This window comes from Pseudomonas sp. KBS0707, from assembly GCF_005937945.2.
Taxonomy (GTDB): domain Bacteria; phylum Pseudomonadota; class Gammaproteobacteria; order Pseudomonadales; family Pseudomonadaceae; genus Aquipseudomonas; species Aquipseudomonas amygdali.
Genome location: NZ_CP041754.1, coordinates 720,001 through 737,793, shown reverse-complemented (window position 1 = coordinate 737,793; position 17,793 = coordinate 720,001). Strand labels below are relative to the sequence as shown.

The following is a 17,793-nucleotide window of genomic DNA, read 5'->3' as shown; positions in this document are numbered from 1 at the left end:
GAGGTGCATGTATGCCGACCAAAAAGAAGTCCGCCAATGCAACAGCGAGGGAGTTGCCCTCGATTCCCCAAGAGCTGATCGAGCAGTTTGTTAAAGGCCCGATGAGCGCCGAAGCCATTCAAGACGCGTCCATGGCGTTCAAGAAGGCTCTGATCGAGCGTGCGCTAGGCGCCGAGCTGGGTCACCACCTTGGTTATCCTCAGGGCGCGGAGCGCCCTGAGGAGTCGACCAATCAGCGCAATGGCAAAAGCAGCAAGACGGTTCTGACCGACGACGGGCCGCTTCGCCTGGATATCCCCAGAGACCGCGATGGTAGCTTCGCCCCGATCCTGATTCCCAAGCACGAACGACGTTTTACAGGCTTCGACGACAAGATAATTGCCATGTACGCCCGGGGCATGACGGTGCGTGAGATCCGCGCTTTTCTATCTGAGCAGTATGGAACTGACGTGTCCCATGACTTCATCAGCTCAGTCACCGATGCGGTCATGGAAGAGGTGGGCGCTTGGCAGCAACGACCCTTGGAACCGATGTATCCGGTGATCTTCTTCGATGCGTTACGGGTCAAAATCCGGGACGAGGGGTTAGTGTGCAACAAGGCTATTTATCTGGCGCTGGGGGTATTACCTGATGGCACGCGCGACATTCTGGGTATATGGATCGAGAGCACCGAGGGTGCCAAGTTTTGGATGAAGGTGTTCAACGACCTCAAGACTCGTGGCGTTGAAGATGTTCTGATCGCCGTCACGGATGGCCTCAAAGGAATACCGGAGGCGTTGGGGGCGGTTTTTCCTGCCACGACGCTGCAAACCTGCATCGTGCATCTGATCCGCAACAGCTTGGACTATGCCGCTTGGGATAAACGTCGGGCACTGGCCAAAGCACTCAAGCCGATCTACCAGGCGATCAATGCCGATGTGGCTGAGCAAGAGCTTAACGCCTTTGAAGCGGGCCCCTGGGGCAAGCAGTATCCGACTGTAGTTGCTGCATGGCGTCGCGCCTGGGATCGGGTTATACCGTTTTTTGTTTTTCCGGCGGGCATTCGCAAAGTGGTTTACACGACCAATGCCATCGAGAGCATCAATGCCCAGTTACGCAAGATCATCAAGACTCGAGGGCACTTCCCGACCGATGAGGCTGCGACGAAACTGATATGGCTTGGGTTGCGCAACATCACCGCCAACTGGGGTCATGCGGCACACGACTGGAAAGTGGCAATGAATCAATTTGCGATCCTGTACGGAGACCGATTTACCAGACCGAGCTGGTAAAACAAGGGCCTGCCTGACGGCAGGCCCTAACCAGCCCGAACACAAAAAAACTGATACTCCCATGCTGGTCCGCTCCCATTGAGGTGACCCCGACTTTTAGATCAGGTTCTCAAGGTCCTTCGCAAAACTAAGATTTCCCCTACATACCGCCTTTTGCGCTTCCGGTAGCCTCCCACGCGTCAACTAAACGCTGGTTGTTGTCTACGGATCAAAAACGCAGGGACGGCATGCAATGATTTCTTCAGCCCGATTGGGCGACAAGCACGCCTGCCCATTACCGGGTCACGGTACAACACCTATCGCTTCGGCGTCCGGTGACGTCAACATCAACGGCAGGGGTGCGGCACGTGTGGGTGATACCTGCGGGTGTGGTGCGGTCATCACTACAGGCTTTCCTTCCATTCTGGTGAATGGCCGCCCCATGGCCCACTTGGGAAGCCTCACCAGTCACGGCGGGACAATCATCACGAGCTCAAGTGATGTTGGTGGCGGCTTCGTCATGGGCGGCGCTGCTGGCGCGGCCATTATCAACTTCATGGCGCTGGGAGCCTTCCGGCCAGACGGTTCCGTGGACAATGAGAAGATGGCGACCTTGCTGGCTGATCCGAAGCTCACGGAGAAAGCCTTGGCGGCGAACGCTTTGGTAGGTCCTGAGGCTGGCGGTAAGGCCTCAGATGCGGAGCCTGAGTCAAAAGCGGAACCTGTTGTTTGCAAACACCCTGACAGGATGGAAGAGCTGGCGACTTATATTGCTGGAGAGATGAACGTCAACATCAATAGTCCAGAAGTTCGTCAGATGAAAGACCTCAATAGCTTCGATGCGGCGGCAAAGATGAAGGAGTATGAGGCGCTTCCATTTTACCTGCGCCTTGGTCCCGGCCCGGATTTCTACAGCATGGCGGCCGGTATGCAAGCAAAGGCTTTTGCTATCTGGGCAGAACGTGTTGGTCAGAATCGCCCGTGGGACCACAAACCGACACTCGCCGCGAAATACGATGGCGTCGTCTACCACAAACAGGGCGATTACGATTACTTCTATGACATCTGGTCGAACATTCACTATGGATACGTCGGGCGAGTTGGTGGGCTTTCCGAAAGCATCCTTTTGGATGGCGCAGGTGCTGAGCAGATCGTTTCAGACACACTCAGGAAAGCAGTCGAGGTCCTACAGAAACCGAAAGAGGAAAGAAAACTTCCGGGGCCTAATCGCTCGGCCGACATTGATGGACTCCGTGCATGGGACGACGCCCCAGACCGGATTTCGATTAGCATTGGGATCAAGCTGTTCAGCCAAAACCCCACCGGTGGAATTACGGCACAAATGGTAATGAAGGAAGTTCTTGCAGTAGCACCTGGAGCACGGGGAAAAGGCATCCGTGAACACAAATGCAAGCAAAACTAAAACCGGGTATGGCCGTTGGCTGCTTGTTGGCCTATTGGTCGGCCCTATCGCTTTTTGGTACTTAGCTTCTCCAGTCGTGGCAGTAAATTTTTCTCATGAAGGAAAGGAAGAGTTTCGATACATCTGGAACACTCAGCATCAAATCTATAAGGGTGACATGCCCGCAGGTGGCGGCTCAGCGGTCGAGTGGGGCCAAATCTTCCCTGATAAAGATTTCTTCATGAGGTTCGATTGGTGGACCGACACGGGATTTCAGAGGTGTTTCTACGTAACACCGAAATGGGGGCGGATGATAGAAATTTACCTTGATGATAAAGGTCGAATCGACACTGCTGCGACTGACCATGATGTTATCGCTCGTTTAAAACAGTGTGCAGGGGAACCTGACCCTTTTCGGTCCTAAAGTGCCCTATCAGCACTACCAAAGTAACCCCATCACAGCACCCAAGCAGAACGCGGACGACATCTTAAAGGAAGCGTCACTGCAAAGATGGTCATGGACGAAATGCTTGCAGTACCGCCCCAGCCATGGGGTAAAGGGGTCCAAATACATGCCTGTCCATAAACCCAAGATCCGATATGGCTGCAGGATGTTTCTTCTACTCGGCATCCTTCCTGTGGCTTTTTGGTATTTTTCCTCGCCGGTCGTAGCTGTCAATTTTTCTCCGAATAGCAAGGAGGAGTTTCGATACGTGTGGAACACTCAGGACAGAATCCACAGGGGCGATATCAGGCACGGCGGCTCAGCCGTTGAGTTCAGCTACATATTCCCTGATGGGGACTTCTTCATGATGTTCGATTGGTGGACCGATAAGGGTTTCAAGCAGTGCATCGACATCACGCCTAAATGGGGAAGTACGATAGACATCTATCTTGATGATATCGGCAGGATCGACACGGCGAAAACGGCGCCTGAGGTCATTGCTCGTCCGAAACAGTGTCCTGGGCGAGCAGACCCCTTCCAGCCCTGAGGCGTGCTACCCGCGCCACGTCAAACTCGGCACAGCCAATGAGTAAACACAGAAGACACTCCCGGCACCTAAAGAAGAGCTGACCCATACCCAGATTCAAGTAACGGTCTCCCTGAGAAAGCTCAAGGCATCCTTGAAAATATGGTGCCATCTGTCAGACGGCTCACTCATCAGCGGATGCCAGAAGAATCTGAAATCGTGTCCTCCATCATCCTCTGCAAAATGCACCCAGCTATCGGGAAGGTCTTGAGCCACCTCACATTCATGAAATGCCCAGATATGTCCCGTTATGGTGGAGTGCCACTCACCCAGGTTTCGCTTTGCTGTCGCTTGAATCCCGGCCTCCTCCATTAACTCCCGCACAGCAGTCGCGCAAGTTGATTCGCCTGCTTCCACACTGCCTTTGACCAATTGCAGGCCTGCCAACGGATGCTCAAATGCCAGAATCTCCAGCACTCCCCGGTCTCGCAGAACCACAGCACACGCTTTATCCACCGTCATGCAGTTACACCTTGGCCTTTTAAATTGCCCCCTGAACCCGGTTGAAGAGCATGGGGATTATGACCCTCGACTTCGTACTTATACTGCCCGGTAACGGATTACCGGACAGCATGGACATGCTCAAAGCCCCAACATCAGCCCACTCAGGCGTTTGACCTTGCGGCGCAGGGCTTCTTCGAAGATGCCCTGGCGGGGTTCGATCAGGCTGAACCAGTGTTTGGCGCGGGTGATGCCGGTGTAGATGAGTTCTTTGGTCAGTACCGGGTTGAGCGCTTCGGGCAGGATCAGGGCGGTGTGGGCGAATTCCGAGCCCTGGGATTTGTGTACGGTCATGGCGTACACGGTTTCTACCTCATTGAGGCGGCTGGGCAGGACGAAGCGCACGCCATCGCTGCCGTCGTTGCGCGGGAACGCGACACGTAGCACTTGCTTGCCGTCGCCGTCGCGCTCGGGCAGGCGCAAGGTGATGCCAATGTCGCCGTTCATCAAGCCCAGGCCATAGTCGTTGTGGGTCATCAACACCGGGCGGCCTTCGTACCATTGCTGTTCGCTTTCGATCAGCTTTGCGTTGAACAGCGCATGAGTAATGCGCTGGTTCAAGCCTTCCACGCCCCACGGGCCTTTGCGCACAGCGCACAGCAGTTGAAAGGCGTCGAAGGCGCTGAGTACCGAGCGCGCCCAACGGGTCCAGCACGCGTCGTCCAGTGCCGAATCGTGGGCGGGCCGCTCGGCGGCGAGTACGTTCAGGTAATGCCGGTAACCCTGCGGACCTTGCTCGCCCCTGCCAAGACCGTCGAGGACCAGGCGTTCGAACTTGAGGTCCTGTTCGCCCTTGAGGGCCAGGGCGAACAGGTCGTCGTGACTGCCAGCCGCAAGCAGCGCGCGGGCCTGTTGGTCCTGCTGCTGGTTGACCAGTCGGGCCAACTGGCCGATACCGCTGCCTTGGCCAAAACGACGCGAGTGGCGCAGCATCACCACTTGCTGGGCCAACGGATGGTGCTGCGCATCGCCTTGGCGCAAGGCACCTTTGCTGAGGTCTTCGCCGCTGACAGCTTCAAGCCAGGCCTGAGTTTCAGGGCTGTAAAAACCTTCTTCGGCGTCGCGACACAAATCGCCCAGTACGGCACCCGCCTCAACGGACGCCAACTGGTCCTTGTCGCCGAGCAGCACCATGCGCGCATGCGGCGGTAATGCGTCGAGCAAATTAGCCATCATTTCCAGGTCGATCATGGATGCTTCATCAACCACCAGCACGTCCAGTGGCAGTAAGTTGCCTGCGTGATGGCGAAAGTGCCGGGTACCGGGGCGGCTGCCCAGCAGGCGGTGGACGGTGGTGACTTCGCTGGGGATTTTCTGCCGTACGTCGTCGCTGACGTCCAGGCTCTGCACTTGCTGGCTGATGGACTCGGTCAGCCGGGCCGCCGCCTTGCCGGTAGGTGCCGCCAGACGGATGCGCAACGGCTGGCCACTCTGCACCGCCGGGGCCTGCAATAACGCCAGCAAGCGCACCACGGTTGTGGTCTTGCCGGTACCGGGGCCGCCGGTGATGATGCTGAAGCCCTTGCGGGTCGCCAGCGCGCAGGCAAGTTTCTGCCAGTCGATAATGGCTTGAGGTGCTGAGTCCGCAGGCCCGAACAGGGCATTCAGGCGTTGCGGCAGATCCTCCGGCGGCGCTTCGCTCTGCGCCAGGCGCTGACGCAAGGCTGTGGCGATACGCCGTTCATAGGTCCAGTAGCGGCGCAGGTATAAACGTCGCTCGGCAAGCACCAATGGTTTTTGCAACGCCTCGGCACTTGAGTCTCCTACTTCGGCCACCAGCATGCTGCGCGCCAGCGCCTGGCACCACGCGGCACCGTCCAGCGCGGCCAGCAGTTGTGAGGGCAGCAGCATCGTCCCGCCTTGCTGATCGCCCTCGGGTGGCAGTGACAGGGCGAAGTCCGGTTCTTTGAGGGTCTCGTACAGGTCAAGGCAGACGTGACCGTGGCCGAGCTGATGGCTAGTCAACGCCGCAGCCACCAGCACCAGTGGATCGGCGTGCGGATCGAGGTCACTGAGGAACGCGACAAATGCTTTGTCCAACGCACGCAACCAGCCGCGCTCGACCCAGCGCTCCAGCAGGATCAACAGATCGCCGACGCGCGTCAGCGGACTCAATTCAGCGAGGCTGATGTCGTCCAGCGCGGTGGGCAACAGATCGTCGAACGAGCGGCTCATGCCAATGCTCCCGGCAGGTCATGCGCTAACGGTTTACCCTGAAACAAAAGGTCCAGACTCTCTATCAGTTCGCGTGGTGGACGGACGAAATACGCGCCCTGAGAGACCGAACGGCTGCCGCGCAGGAACAGATACAGCGCACCGCCCATGTGCTGGTCGTAATCATAGTCGGCCATCCGTGCCTTGAGCTGACGATGCAACGCCAGCAAGTACAGGACGTATTGCAGGTCGTAGCGGTTGTCGAGAATGGCGGTTTCCATCGCCAGTTCGGTGTACGCAGTGTCGTCGGTGCCCAGCCAGTTGGACTTGTAGTCAGCCACGTAATAACGGCCTTCGTGTTCGAACGTCAGGTCGATAAAGCCTTTGAACATGCCGTTGAGCGAGACCGTTTCGGTCGCAGCACGCGGCGCGTTGTTGTGGGTGAAGCGGCGCACAAGAGCGTCCATCTGCGCCACATTGACGTTGTTGCTGGCGAACCAGAATTCCATCTCTATGCGGTACTGATTGGGCTGGTCCAGCTCACCCAGCGCGACCGGTGTGGCATCCGGCGACAGACGCAACGGCATGTTCAGCATGTGCTGCAGCCAATCGCTCAGGGTATTGATCCAGCCCGCCCAATCGCGCCGATTGCAGCGCCGGGCAACGGCGTCCTGCAGTTTGTCCGGCGCGTGAGCGGTCACCGCAAAACCTTCGTTGCCAGCCCACTCAAGCAGTCCATGCAGAAAGGTGCCGGGATTGGGGCCACGCGGAAAGCGGTGGATATCGCCGCCGCTGGTCAAAATGTCACGCGGCGCTTCAGGGTCCAGGCGCTCGTCGTCGAACAGCTTCTGTGCCTGCGGACTGTCAGGCGATTCATCGGCACCGGTGGTTACGGTGTCGCCGATACGCAGGGCGCTGTAGGAGGCGATCCACCAGTTCTCGGCAGCGCGACGTTTGGGTACCAGCAGTTTGACCAGCGCGGCTTCGTTGCGCGGCGCATTGAAGCGTTCGTCAGTGGGCTCGGGAACAGGCTGCAAGGCAATCGCATCACAGCCTTGCGCGAGATCACGCAGCCAGACTTTCAGCTCTGCCGACTCGGCCAGCGCAACACCGCCACCCAGCAAATAACCCAACGCCGAACGGTGCAGCATCGAGTTGCTGGCATTGCCGCGTTTGAGGTCGGCAACGCCCAGCCAGCAAGCGTGTTCGGAACGGGTCAGCGCCACGTAGAGCAAGCGCAGGTCTTCGGCCAGACGTTCGTCATCGGCTTGCTGAATCAGCGCTTCGGTGGGCTGCAGGCTGATCTGCGAGTTGCCGTCGGCGTCATGAAACTGCAGTGGCAGGCGACTGCCGTCCACGGGTTTCGAGGAGCAAATGAATGGCAGGAACACCAGCGGATATTGCAGGCCCTTGGACTTGTGGATGGTCACCACCTTGACCAGTTGCTCGTCGCTTTCCAGACGCAAAATCTGTTCTTCGCCAGCCTGACCGGACAGTGCCAGGTGGTCGCCCAGATGCCGAATCAAGGCCTGTTCGCCGTCAAGTTCGGCGGCGGCCTGCTGCAGCAGTTCAGACAAGTGCAACAGGTTGGTCAGTACTCGCTCACCGTCGGTGCGCGTCATTAATGTCTGCGGCAGGGCAAAGTCGTGTAGCAGGCGGCGCAGCATTGGCAGGACGCCCTGGCTGCGCCACACGGCACGATAGCCACGGAACTGCATGACGCGCCGTTCCCACGCCAGTTCGTCCTGATTCAGACGCTCCAGCTCGGCCAGCGGCAGGTCCAGCGTGATACAAGCCAACGCGGCACGCAGCGTACGTTCGGAATCGGGTTCGGCACAGGCTTTGAGCCAGGACAACAGGTCGTGGGCTTCCTGAGCGGCGAACACTGAGTCCTTGTCCGACAGATAAACGCTGCGCACGCCACGCGCACTGAGTTGCTGACGCACCGCCTGCGCTTCCTTGCCGTCGCGGACCAGAATCGCAATGTCGGCCGGACGCAGCCCGCGCAGCGGTTTATCAAGCATGGCGAAACCGGCACGGCCCTGCTGACCGGCGTTGAGCAGGCGCACGATCTCGCTGGCGCAACTGGCCGCCAACTGTTGGCGATAAATAACCCCGGACACCGGCTGTTCGCTTTCAAGATGCCAGACCGTGAGTGCAGTCAGTGGCGCGCCGTCGACTTCCAGGGTCTCTTTGCGCCCCTGGGCCAGCGCATCGGAGAACGGCACCTGATTGCTTTGATCATTACGAAACAGGAACGCTCCGCGACCTTGTGTACGTTGTTCTGCGCGCCTGAAGACATGGTTGACCGACGCGACCATTGCATGGCTGGAGCGGTAGTTGGTGTCCAGCGTGTGCCAACGGCCATCGGTGGCCTGCCGGGCGCGCAGGTACGTATAGATATCGGCACCGCGAAACGCATAGATCGCCTGCTTCGGGTCGCCGATCAGGAACAGCCCGGTCTGCTCGTCGTTACCCTCAAGGCGATAGATGCTGTCGAAGATCCGGTACTGCACCGGGTCGGTGTCCTGAAACTCATCGATCAACGCTACCGGAAACTGCTCACGAATCAGGGTGGCCAGACGTTCGCCGCCAGCGCTGTGCAGGGCGGCATCGAGCCTAAGCAGCATGTCGTCAAACCCCATCTCGGCACGGCGCCGCTTCTCTTCTTCAAAGCGGGCGCTTACCCACTGCGCCGCATGCTGCAACACCGCGGCATCCGGCTTGGGCAGGCTGTCCAGCGCAGCTTTCAGCTGTGCCATGGCCTCGAAAGCGGGGAGTGAAGGCGGATCACTTTTCCAGGCCTCGGCAACACCCTCCGGGGTCAGGCGCGTGAAACCGGTACCCAGATCCAACGCTTCCTGTGTGTCGTCAGCGGCCCATGCGGCAAGCTTTTCAAACCAGGGCTTGAAGTAGCGCTCCTGCATCTTGCGGCCATCGACCACTTTGCGGGCTACGGCGTCCTGACAGAGCACATACAGCTCTTCAGCCCAGGCGGCCCAAGGCCCTTTCAGGGCAGCGAGCGCTGCTCGGCGCTCCTGCAATGACGCCTCGATCAGTTCGGCGGGCTCTTGAGTGAGCGGGCTGCGACCACGACCAAACAAACCTCGCACACGCGGCAACAACGCCGCCGGACCGCTCAGATTTTCCCGCACCCAGGTCAACGCGTCGCCGCTCATGGGGTAGCAGAAGCGGCGCCAGTAGTCGCGCAGCACTTCACCGAGCAAATCGCTGTGGTCGGTTTCCAGGGTCTGGGTGAACAGGCTGCCGCTGTCGAATGCGTGCTCGCGCAACATGCGCTGGCACCAGCTGTGGATCGTCGAGACGGCGGCTTCGTCCATCCACTGTGCGGCGATGTCCAGACGGCTGGCACAGGCCGGCCACTGCTCGGCCTCGAACTGCTCGCGCAGCTCGGCAATCAAACCGTCAGGTGCGGCAATCTCGTCACGAAAGAACCGCGCAGCTTCCGCCAATCGGGTACGAATCCTGTCACGCAGCTCCTTGGTAGCGGCGTCGGTAAAGGTCACCACGAGGATCTGCGGCGGCAGCAATTCACGACCAAAGCCTGAGTGTTCGGTGCCGTGCCCAAGCACCAGGCGCAAGTACAGGGCGGAGATGGTGAAGGTCTTGCCGGTCCCGGCGCTGGCCTCGATCAGTTGACTGCCGCGTAGTGGAAAGCGCAGCGCCAGAGGAAGGGATTGTTTGTTCATGCGCCACCCTCCCCGCCAGACAACGACTGCCAGGGCGCATCGTAAACCGGTTTGTAGAGCGTCTCGCACCAGCCTGCAAACTCTTCACTGTCGACCAGCGCGTCAAAGTCCGGAAACTGTCGGGCCAGCGCGGTGCTTTCGCGGCGCTCACCATCAGTGGTCTGCCCGTCACCCTCGTAGGCCTTGCGGGCTGCTGCTTCGGCTTTGTCGGCGGGCTGGCCCAGCCAGGCAAATGCGGTTTTGACGGCGACTGGTAAAGGCTCTTGCATGCCGCGTAGCCAAGCCATAAGCAAATGATTCAGCGTGGTAATGGCCGCGTCCTTGTCCAACGGTTCGAGCATGAGGGTTTCGTCACTGGCCACCAGTGCCGTGTGCAACGGCAGCTCGCAGGCGCAGGCAACCAGGTGATTGACCCACGGCCGAATCAGCCGGTGCCATTTGCGAGTCTTTTTCGAGCCGATGCTGTTGGGAATCGCCGTGACCAGCAACAGCTCACCACGAGCGTTACGGTGCAGCCCGCCAAGCCAGCCATCGATACTCACACTGCCATGGCTGAAACTGATCGGTAATGCGCTGCTCAACGTTTCGGGCCAGAGGGTCAACAGGTCGTGGTAACGCTTGAGGACGTCTGGCAACGGCTCGATCAGCTCGCTCTGCATCAAGGTGCCGAACCCCGCGAGCGGCAGCAGGCCACTGGCTTGCAGTTTCAGTGCCTGGGCTTTCAGGGCGACATCCATATCGTCAGGGGAAGCCATCGCTGCGCTGAGCAGGCTTTCACTGAGGCCGTAACGCTCAAGCGCGTCCAGCACGAACGGTTCCTCATCGGCGAGCGGCGCTTCGGCGACTTCGAAATAGATCTTCAGGCGCTGGCTGAAGAAATGCTTCACCGGGTTTCTCAGGAAGTCCTGTAACTGTGCAATGGACAGGGGTTCTTCCTGCTCATGGGGGGGAAGCGCTTGAGGTACGGGCACCTGAAGGTCGGTTTCATGCAGCAGGCGCCACTCGCGGGCGAAGCTGAAATACCCCGTGCCTGCATGGAAGTAACTGGCACTGAAAGGCTGCAGCGGGTGATCCACAGTCAGCGCGTTCAGCAAACGCTCGCCATCATCCTGCTTGCCGTCCGGTTCGGTCTCGCCAGTCAGTTTCCAGCCACGGGCCAGGTGATCGCGCAATTGGCCAATCAACACCGATGCAGGACGCTCGCTGTTGTCCCGAATGCTGTGGCCAACCCAGCTGATATAGAGCTGGTCTCTGGCCGAGAGCAGCGCCTCCAGCAACAGGTAGCGATCGTCTTCACGCCGCGAACGGTCGCCGGGACGGTAGTCGCTGCCCATCAGGTCGAAATCCAGCGGCGGTTGCGCGCGCGGGTAATCGCCGTCGTTCATGCCCAGCAGGCAGACCACTTTGAATGGAATGGCGCGCATGGGCATCAGGGTGCAGAAGTTGACCGAGCCCGCCAGAAAGCGTTGGGATAGACGCCCCTGATCAAGCCCGGCCAGCCAGGCCTCACGCACAACGGTCAACGGCAGCTCATCGGTCAGCCTTACAGCTTCACAGGTTTCCAGCCAGTTTTCGCGCAGTGTTTCAAGCTGAGCGAGCAGGTAATCGTCGTGTTCGCTGTCGGCGAGGAAGAACAACTGCAACAGCGATTGCAGGCGCGTTCCCCACGCGTACGGAGTTGCGGGTGTCGATAATTCCGTATGGGCCACCTGAAGCGCGTCAATCAGCGCTACCAGTGGGCCGATCAATGCGGCATCAAGCCCGCCAATCTCATCGTAAGGCTCAATGCCGTCGTAAGCGTCACCTGCACCCACGGCGTAACCCAGCAGCATGCGCCGCAGACCAAAATGCCAGCTGTTCTGCTCCAGCGCATCCGGCAACCCCAGACCGGCACGCTGCTGTGCGTTGAGGCCCCAGCGAATGCCGGCGCCTTCTATCCAGCGGTGCAGCGTTGGCAGATCGCGCTCCTGAATCCTGAAGCGCGCGCGCAAGGCGGGAACGTCGAGCAGGTCAAGGATTTCGCTGACCGGGAAGCGGCTGTCCGGGAGTTTGAGGAGGTGTTCAACGGCAATCAGCAAGGGTTCGCGGCCACGTTGCCCCTGGTCGGCCAGCGTAAAGGGAATGAAGCGACGATCTTCGCGTTCGATTTGCCCGAATACTGCTCGTATGTGTGGGGCGTAGCTGTCGATATCCGGGACCATGACAATCACGTCACGCGGGCGCAGGCCCGGGTCTTTGCTGAACCGTGCCAATAGCTGGTCATGCAGCACTTCCACTTCGCGCTGCGCACTGTGCGCAACATGGAAACGGACCGAGCGATCTTCCAGCGGATCGACTGCCGGCCAGAGCTCACGGGTTTCATCCAGCGGGCGCAGCTCGAGAATATCGTCCTGCAACTGGTTCAGCAGATTGGTGGGCTCGACTTCACTGAACAGATCAATCCGCTCGTCCTTGAACGAAGAGCGGTAGCTGCGCGGATCATCATGGCTGTCCAGCAAATTGATGTAATCGCGCCCCTGCTTGCCCCAGGCAGCGAGCAGCGGATGAGCATGCTGATGCAGCGCTTGCGGGTCGAGGACCATCGGCATTCCGGTCTTGCGCACTTGGCGTTTGTACTGGTGACGCAGCAGGTCTTTGTCGGCAACGATATCAGTCCAGTGATGGCGGCACGGGTTGTGAACGCAGAGCAGAACCTGGCTGAACTTCGCCAGACCCGCCAATGCCTCGAGCGCTTGTGCGGGCAACGAGGAAATGCCAAAAACGATGACGCGTGCCGGCAAACCCGGGGGCGCTTCGGTCATGTTGCCGATGCGCTCGATGAAGCGCTGATGCACACCCGCTCGACTCTGCGACATACCTTCGGCACCGACATCATCCAGCAGCGCGCGCCACAGTTCGGCTTGCCAGCAATTGGCGGCTGACAGCGGTCTGGCCTGACCTCGGCCGTCGCGCAATTGATGGCGGCCAGCGGCCCAGTCCTCCAGCCAGTCGGCGCGGTAAACCTGATATTGGTCGAACAGATCTGACAGGCGCTCGGACAATTGATAGCGCTTGCGTAGATCAGTGTCGTCGGTCAGGAAACGCTGCAGGGGCTCGAAGTGTGGCTGATTGATGAGTTCAGGGAGCAAGCGCATCAAGCGCCAGGTCAGCGGGGTCTTGTCGAGCAAGGAAGTCGACGGTATTTCATCGCTTCCGAGAACCATGCGGTACAGCGTCCACATGAAGCTACCGGGCAATTGGACGTCTATGGCTGCGGCAATGCCACAGCCACCGCTATCTTCATCCTGAGCGTCCTCGGCCAACGCCAGTTTCAACCACTGCGCAATGCCGTTGCTCTGGACCAGCGCAATCTCGTTTTCCAGGGGGGCCAATGGATAACGTCGCATCCACGACACAACCAGGCTGCGCAGCTCATCCGGGCGGTTGCCTTGAACCACCATGAAACCTGCACTCAGAGAGGTTGTAACGGACATGCTTGCTTCCTTGACCGGTGCGTAGAACCTGATGCCGAACCATAAGGGCAAGCGCGCTGGATTGCCATAAGCATGTTGGTCTGAATGACTGCCGGAGAGGTGGGGTTATGAGTTCAGGAGAATGCAGAGGTTTGTGGAACCCCAGACAAACAAAAACCCTCAACGCGTAAGCGATGAGGGTTTCTGGAATTTAATCTTGACGATGACCTACTCTCACATGGGGAAACCCCACACTACCATCGGCGATACATCGTTTCACTGCTGAGTTCGGGATGGGATCAGGTGGTTCCAATGTTCTATGGTCGTCAAGAAATTCGGGTACCGAATCGTGCCATGCGGCGCGCTTCAGCAAATCGGGTATGTGATAGCTCGGTGCGTTTGTGACGCAAACTTTCGGTTCGTGTCGTCTTCACAGTCACCGCAATCTGATGCTCCTGTCAGGAAGTCCACTCAAATTGCTTGGGTGTTATATGGTCAAGCCTCACGGGCAATTAGTATTGGTTAGCTCAACGCCTCACAGCGCTTACACACCCAACCTATCAACGTCGTAGTCTTCGACGGCCCTTTAGGGAACTCAAGGTTCCAGTGAGATCTCATCTTGAGGCAAGTTTCCCGCTTAGATGCTTTCAGCGGTTATCTTTTCCGAACATAGCTACCCGGCAATGCCACTGGCGTGACAACCGGAACACCAGAGGTTCGTCCACTCCGGTCCTCTCGTACTAGGAGCAGCCCCTCTCAAATCTCAAACGTCCACGGCAGATAGGGACCGAACTGTCTCACGACGTTCTAAACCCAGCTCGCGTACCACTTTAAATGGCGAACAGCCATACCCTTGGGACCGGCTTCAGCCCCAGGATGTGATGAGCCGACATCGAGGTGCCAAACACCGCCGTCGATATGAACTCTTGGGCGGTATCAGCCTGTTATCCCCGGAGTACCTTTTATCCGTTGAGCGATGGCCCTTCCATACAGAACCACCGGATCACTAAGACCTACTTTCGTACCTGCTCGACGTGTCTGTCTCGCAGTCAAGCGCGCTTTTGCCTTTATACTCTACGACCGATTTCCGACCGGTCTGAGCGCACCTTCGTACTCCTCCGTTACTCTTTAGGAGGAGACCGCCCCAGTCAAACTACCCACCATACACTGTCCTCGATCCGGATAACGGACCTGAGTTAGAACCTCAAAGTTGCCAGGGTGGTATTTCAAGGTTGGCTCCACGCAGACTGGCGTCCACGCTTCAAAGCCTCCCACCTATCCTACACAAGCAAATTCAAAGTCCAGTGCAAAGCTATAGTAAAGGTTCACGGGGTCTTTCCGTCTAGCCGCGGATACACTGCATCTTCACAGCGATTTCAATTTCACTGAGTCTCGGGTGGAGACAGCGCCGCCATCGTTACGCCATTCGTGCAGGTCGGAACTTACCCGACAAGGAATTTCGCTACCTTAGGACCGTTATAGTTACGGCCGCCGTTTACCGGGGCTTCGATCAAGAGCTTCGCTTGCGCTAACCCCATCAATTAACCTTCCGGCACCGGGCAGGCGTCACACCCTATACGTCCACTTTCGTGTTTGCAGAGTGCTGTGTTTTTAATAAACAGTCGCAGCGGCCTGGTATCTTCGACCGGCGTGGGCTTACGCAGTAAATGCTTCACCCTCACCGGCGCACCTTCTCCCGAAGTTACGGTGCCATTTTGCCTAGTTCCTTCACCCGAGTTCTCTCAAGCGCCTTGGTATTCTCTACCCAACCACCTGTGTCGGTTTGGGGTACGGTTCCTGGTTACCTGAAGCTTAGAAGCTTTTCTTGGAAGCATGGCATCAACCACTTCGTGTTCTAAAGAACACTCGTCATCAGCTCTCGGCCTTGAAATCCCGGATTTACCTAAGATCTCAGCCTACCACCTTAAACCTGGACAACCAACGCCAGGCTGGCCTAGCCTTCTCCGTCCCTCCATCGCAATAACCAGAAGTACAGGAATATTAACCTGTTTTCCATCGACTACGCTTTTCAGCCTCGCCTTAGGGGCCGACTAACCCTGCGTCGATTAACGTTGCGCAGGAAACCTTGGTCTTTCGGCGTGGGTGTTTTTCACACCCATTGTCGTTACTCATGTCAGCATTCGCACTTCTGATACCTCCAGCAAGCTTCTCAACTCACCTTCACAGGCTTACAGAACGCTCCTCTACCGCATCATCAAAAGATGATACCCGTAGCTTCGGTGCATGGTTTGAGCCCCGTTACATCTTCCGCGCAGGCCGACTCGACTAGTGAGCTATTACGCTTTCTTTAAAGGGTGGCTGCTTCTAAGCCAACCTCCTAGCTGTCTAAGCCTTCCCACATCGTTTCCCACTTAACCATGACTTTGGGACCTTAGCTGACGGTCTGGGTTGTTTCCCTTTTCACGACGGACGTTAGCACCCGCCGTGTGTCTCCCATGCTCGGCACTTGTAGGTATTCGGAGTTTGCATCGGTTTGGTAAGTCGGGATGACCCCCTAGCCGAAACAGTGCTCTACCCCCTACAGTGATACATGAGGCGCTACCTAAATAGCTTTCGAGGAGAACCAGCTATCTCCGAGCTTGATTAGCCTTTCACTCCGATCCACAGGTCATCCGCTAACTTTTCAACGGTAGTCGGTTCGGTCCTCCAGTTAGTGTTACCCAACCTTCAACCTGCCCATGGATAGATCGCCCGGTTTCGGGTCTATTCCCAGCGACTAGACGCCCTATTAAGACTCGCTTTCGCTACGCCTCCCCTATTCGGTTAAGCTCGCCACTGAAAATAAGTCGCTGACCCATTATACAAAAGGTACGCAGTCACCCAACAAAGTGGGCTCCCACTGCTTGTACGCATACGGTTTCAGGATCTATTTCACTCCGCTCTCCGCGGTTCTTTTCGCCTTTCCCTCACGGTACTGGTTCACTATCGGTCAGTCAGTAGTATTTAGCCTTGGAGGATGGTCCCCCCATATTCAGACAAGGTTTCTCGTGCCCCGTCCTACTCGATTTCATTGCAAAGGGATTTTCGCGTACAGGGCTATCACCCACTATGGCCGTCCTTTCCAGAACGTTCCGCTAATCTCAATACAACTTAAGGGCTGGTCCCCGTTCGCTCGCCACTACTAAGGGAATCTCGGTTGATTTCTTTTCCTCAGGGTACTTAGATGTTTCAGTTCCCCTGGTTCGCCTCTTGCACCTATGTATTCAGTACAAGATAACCATCTTATGATGGCTGGGTTCCCCCATTCAGACATCTCCGGATCACAGTCTGTTTGCCGACTCCCCGAAGCTTTTCGCAGGCTACCACGTCTTTCATCGCCTCTGACTGCCAAGGCATCCACCGTATGCGCTTCTTCACTTGACCATATAACCCCAAGCAATCTGGTTATACTGTGAAGACGACATTCGCCGAAAGTTTGCATTCACAAACTTTACCTTAGCCCGGACACGCACCAGTGAAAGAGGTGCCCGGTCTATTTCTTTCTATCACATACCCAAATTTTTAAAGAACGATCTAATCAAAGACTAGAAATCAACATTCATGCACTGATCATCAGGATCAATGGAATGCTCATTTCTAAGCTTTCAAACAGAAGCAGTAAGTGGTGGAGCCAAGCGGGATCGAACCGCTGACCTCCTGCGTGCAAGGCAGGCGCTCTCCCAGCTGAGCTATGGCCCCGTATTTCTACAGGCGTTTCCCACACAAAATTGGTGGGTCTGGGCAGATTCGAACTGCCGACCTCACCCTTATCAGGGGTGCGCTCTAACCAACTGAGCTACAGACCCAATTTCGAGCTTGTAGCCGCTAGCGTTGAGCTATCAGCTTGGAGCTTAAAGCTGCTTCTAATCGTCTTCTTCAATGAATCAAGCAATTCGTGTGGGTGCTTATGGTGCAGCTGAGTCGTCGATTAAGGAGGTGATCCAGCCGCAGGTTCCCCTACGGCTACCTTGTTACGACTTCACCCCAGTCATGAATCACACCGTGGTAACCGTCCCCCCGAAGGTTAGACTAGCTACTTCTGGTGCAACCCACTCCCATGGTGTGACGGGCGGTGTGTACAAGGCCCGGGAACGTATTCACCGCGACATTCTGATTCGCGATTACTAGCGATTCCGACTTCACGCAGTCGAGTTGCAGACTGCGATCCGGACTACGATCGGTTTTGTGAGATTAGCTCCACCTCGCGGCTTGGCAACCCTCTGTACCGACCATTGTAGCACGTGTGTAGCCCAGGCCGTAAGGGCCATGATGACTTGACGTCATCCCCACCTT

The 17,793-nt window shown here is 57.5% G+C and carries 8 protein-coding genes, 2 tRNA genes and 3 rRNA genes (1 of these 13 only partly in view); 4 read left to right on the top strand and 9 right to left on the bottom strand.

Going from position 1 to position 17,793, the window contains the following annotated elements:
* The first annotated feature begins 11 nt into the window (after window positions 1-11).
* The 4 genes from FFH21_RS03495 (at window position 12) to FFH21_RS03475 (ending at window position 3,644) form a co-directional block, all read left to right on the top strand.
* Window positions 12-1,271: an IS256-like element ISPsy17 family transposase gene (locus tag FFH21_RS03495; RefSeq protein WP_004666928.1), complete on the top strand. Its 1,260-nt coding sequence runs from the start codon at window positions 12-14 to the stop codon at window positions 1,269-1,271.
* A gap of 232 nt (window positions 1,272-1,503) precedes the next feature.
* On the top strand, window positions 1,504-2,673 hold the full coding sequence (locus FFH21_RS03485; protein WP_011167635.1) for a polymorphic toxin type 44 domain-containing protein: 1,170 nt from the start codon (window positions 1,504-1,506) through the stop codon (window positions 2,671-2,673).
* Window positions 2,648-3,076 (top strand): hypothetical protein, encoded by a 429-nt coding sequence (locus FFH21_RS03480; RefSeq protein WP_038820017.1) that lies wholly within the window; start codon window positions 2,648-2,650, stop codon window positions 3,074-3,076. The genes FFH21_RS03485 and FFH21_RS03480 overlap by 26 nt, the downstream gene beginning before the upstream one ends.
* A gap of 148 nt (window positions 3,077-3,224) precedes the next feature.
* Complete coding sequence (locus tag FFH21_RS03475; RefSeq protein WP_038820019.1) at window positions 3,225-3,644, top strand: hypothetical protein; 420 nt, start codon at window positions 3,225-3,227, stop codon at window positions 3,642-3,644.
* A 96-nt stretch (window positions 3,645-3,740) separates the two neighbouring features.
* Here FFH21_RS03475 and FFH21_RS03470 read toward each other — a convergent pair whose 3' ends face one another.
* From FFH21_RS03470 to FFH21_RS03430, 9 genes are all read right to left on the bottom strand, one after another.
* Window positions 3,741-4,145, bottom strand: coding sequence for an NUDIX domain-containing protein (locus tag FFH21_RS03470; RefSeq protein WP_011167634.1), 405 nt, complete (start codon window positions 4,143-4,145; stop codon window positions 3,741-3,743).
* A gap of 120 nt (window positions 4,146-4,265) precedes the next feature.
* Window positions 4,266-6,359 (bottom strand): exodeoxyribonuclease V subunit alpha, encoded by a 2,094-nt coding sequence (gene recD / locus FFH21_RS03465; RefSeq protein ID WP_011167633.1) that lies wholly within the window; start codon window positions 6,357-6,359, stop codon window positions 4,266-4,268.
* The gene (recB, locus tag FFH21_RS03460; protein ID WP_011167632.1) at window positions 6,356-10,048 is read right to left on the bottom strand and encodes an exodeoxyribonuclease V subunit beta; all 3,693 of its coding nucleotides are present in this window, start codon (window positions 10,046-10,048) and stop codon (window positions 6,356-6,358) included. Before recB ends, recD begins: the two co-directional genes overlap by 4 nt.
* Window positions 10,045-13,521: an exodeoxyribonuclease V subunit gamma gene (gene recC, locus FFH21_RS03455; RefSeq protein WP_011167631.1), complete on the bottom strand. Its 3,477-nt coding sequence runs from the start codon at window positions 13,519-13,521 to the stop codon at window positions 10,045-10,047. Before recC ends, recB begins: the two co-directional genes overlap by 4 nt.
* Window positions 13,522-13,715: 194 nt before the next feature.
* Window positions 13,716-13,831, bottom strand: a 5S ribosomal RNA gene (gene rrf, locus FFH21_RS03450).
* 160 nt (window positions 13,832-13,991) lie between these two features.
* Window positions 13,992-16,884, bottom strand: a 23S ribosomal RNA gene (locus tag FFH21_RS03445).
* Window positions 16,885-17,123: 239 nt separating this feature from the next.
* Window positions 17,124-17,199: transfer RNA gene (locus FFH21_RS03440), tRNA-Ala, on the bottom strand.
* A 30-nt stretch (window positions 17,200-17,229) separates the two neighbouring features.
* Window positions 17,230-17,306, bottom strand: a tRNA-Ile gene (locus FFH21_RS03435).
* 123 nt (window positions 17,307-17,429) lie between these two features.
* A 16S ribosomal RNA gene (locus tag FFH21_RS03430) occupies window positions 17,430-17,793 on the bottom strand; it runs 1,175 nt beyond the window's last position.
* Together the 16S, 23S and 5S rRNA genes with 2 tRNA genes alongside form the textbook arrangement of a ribosomal RNA operon.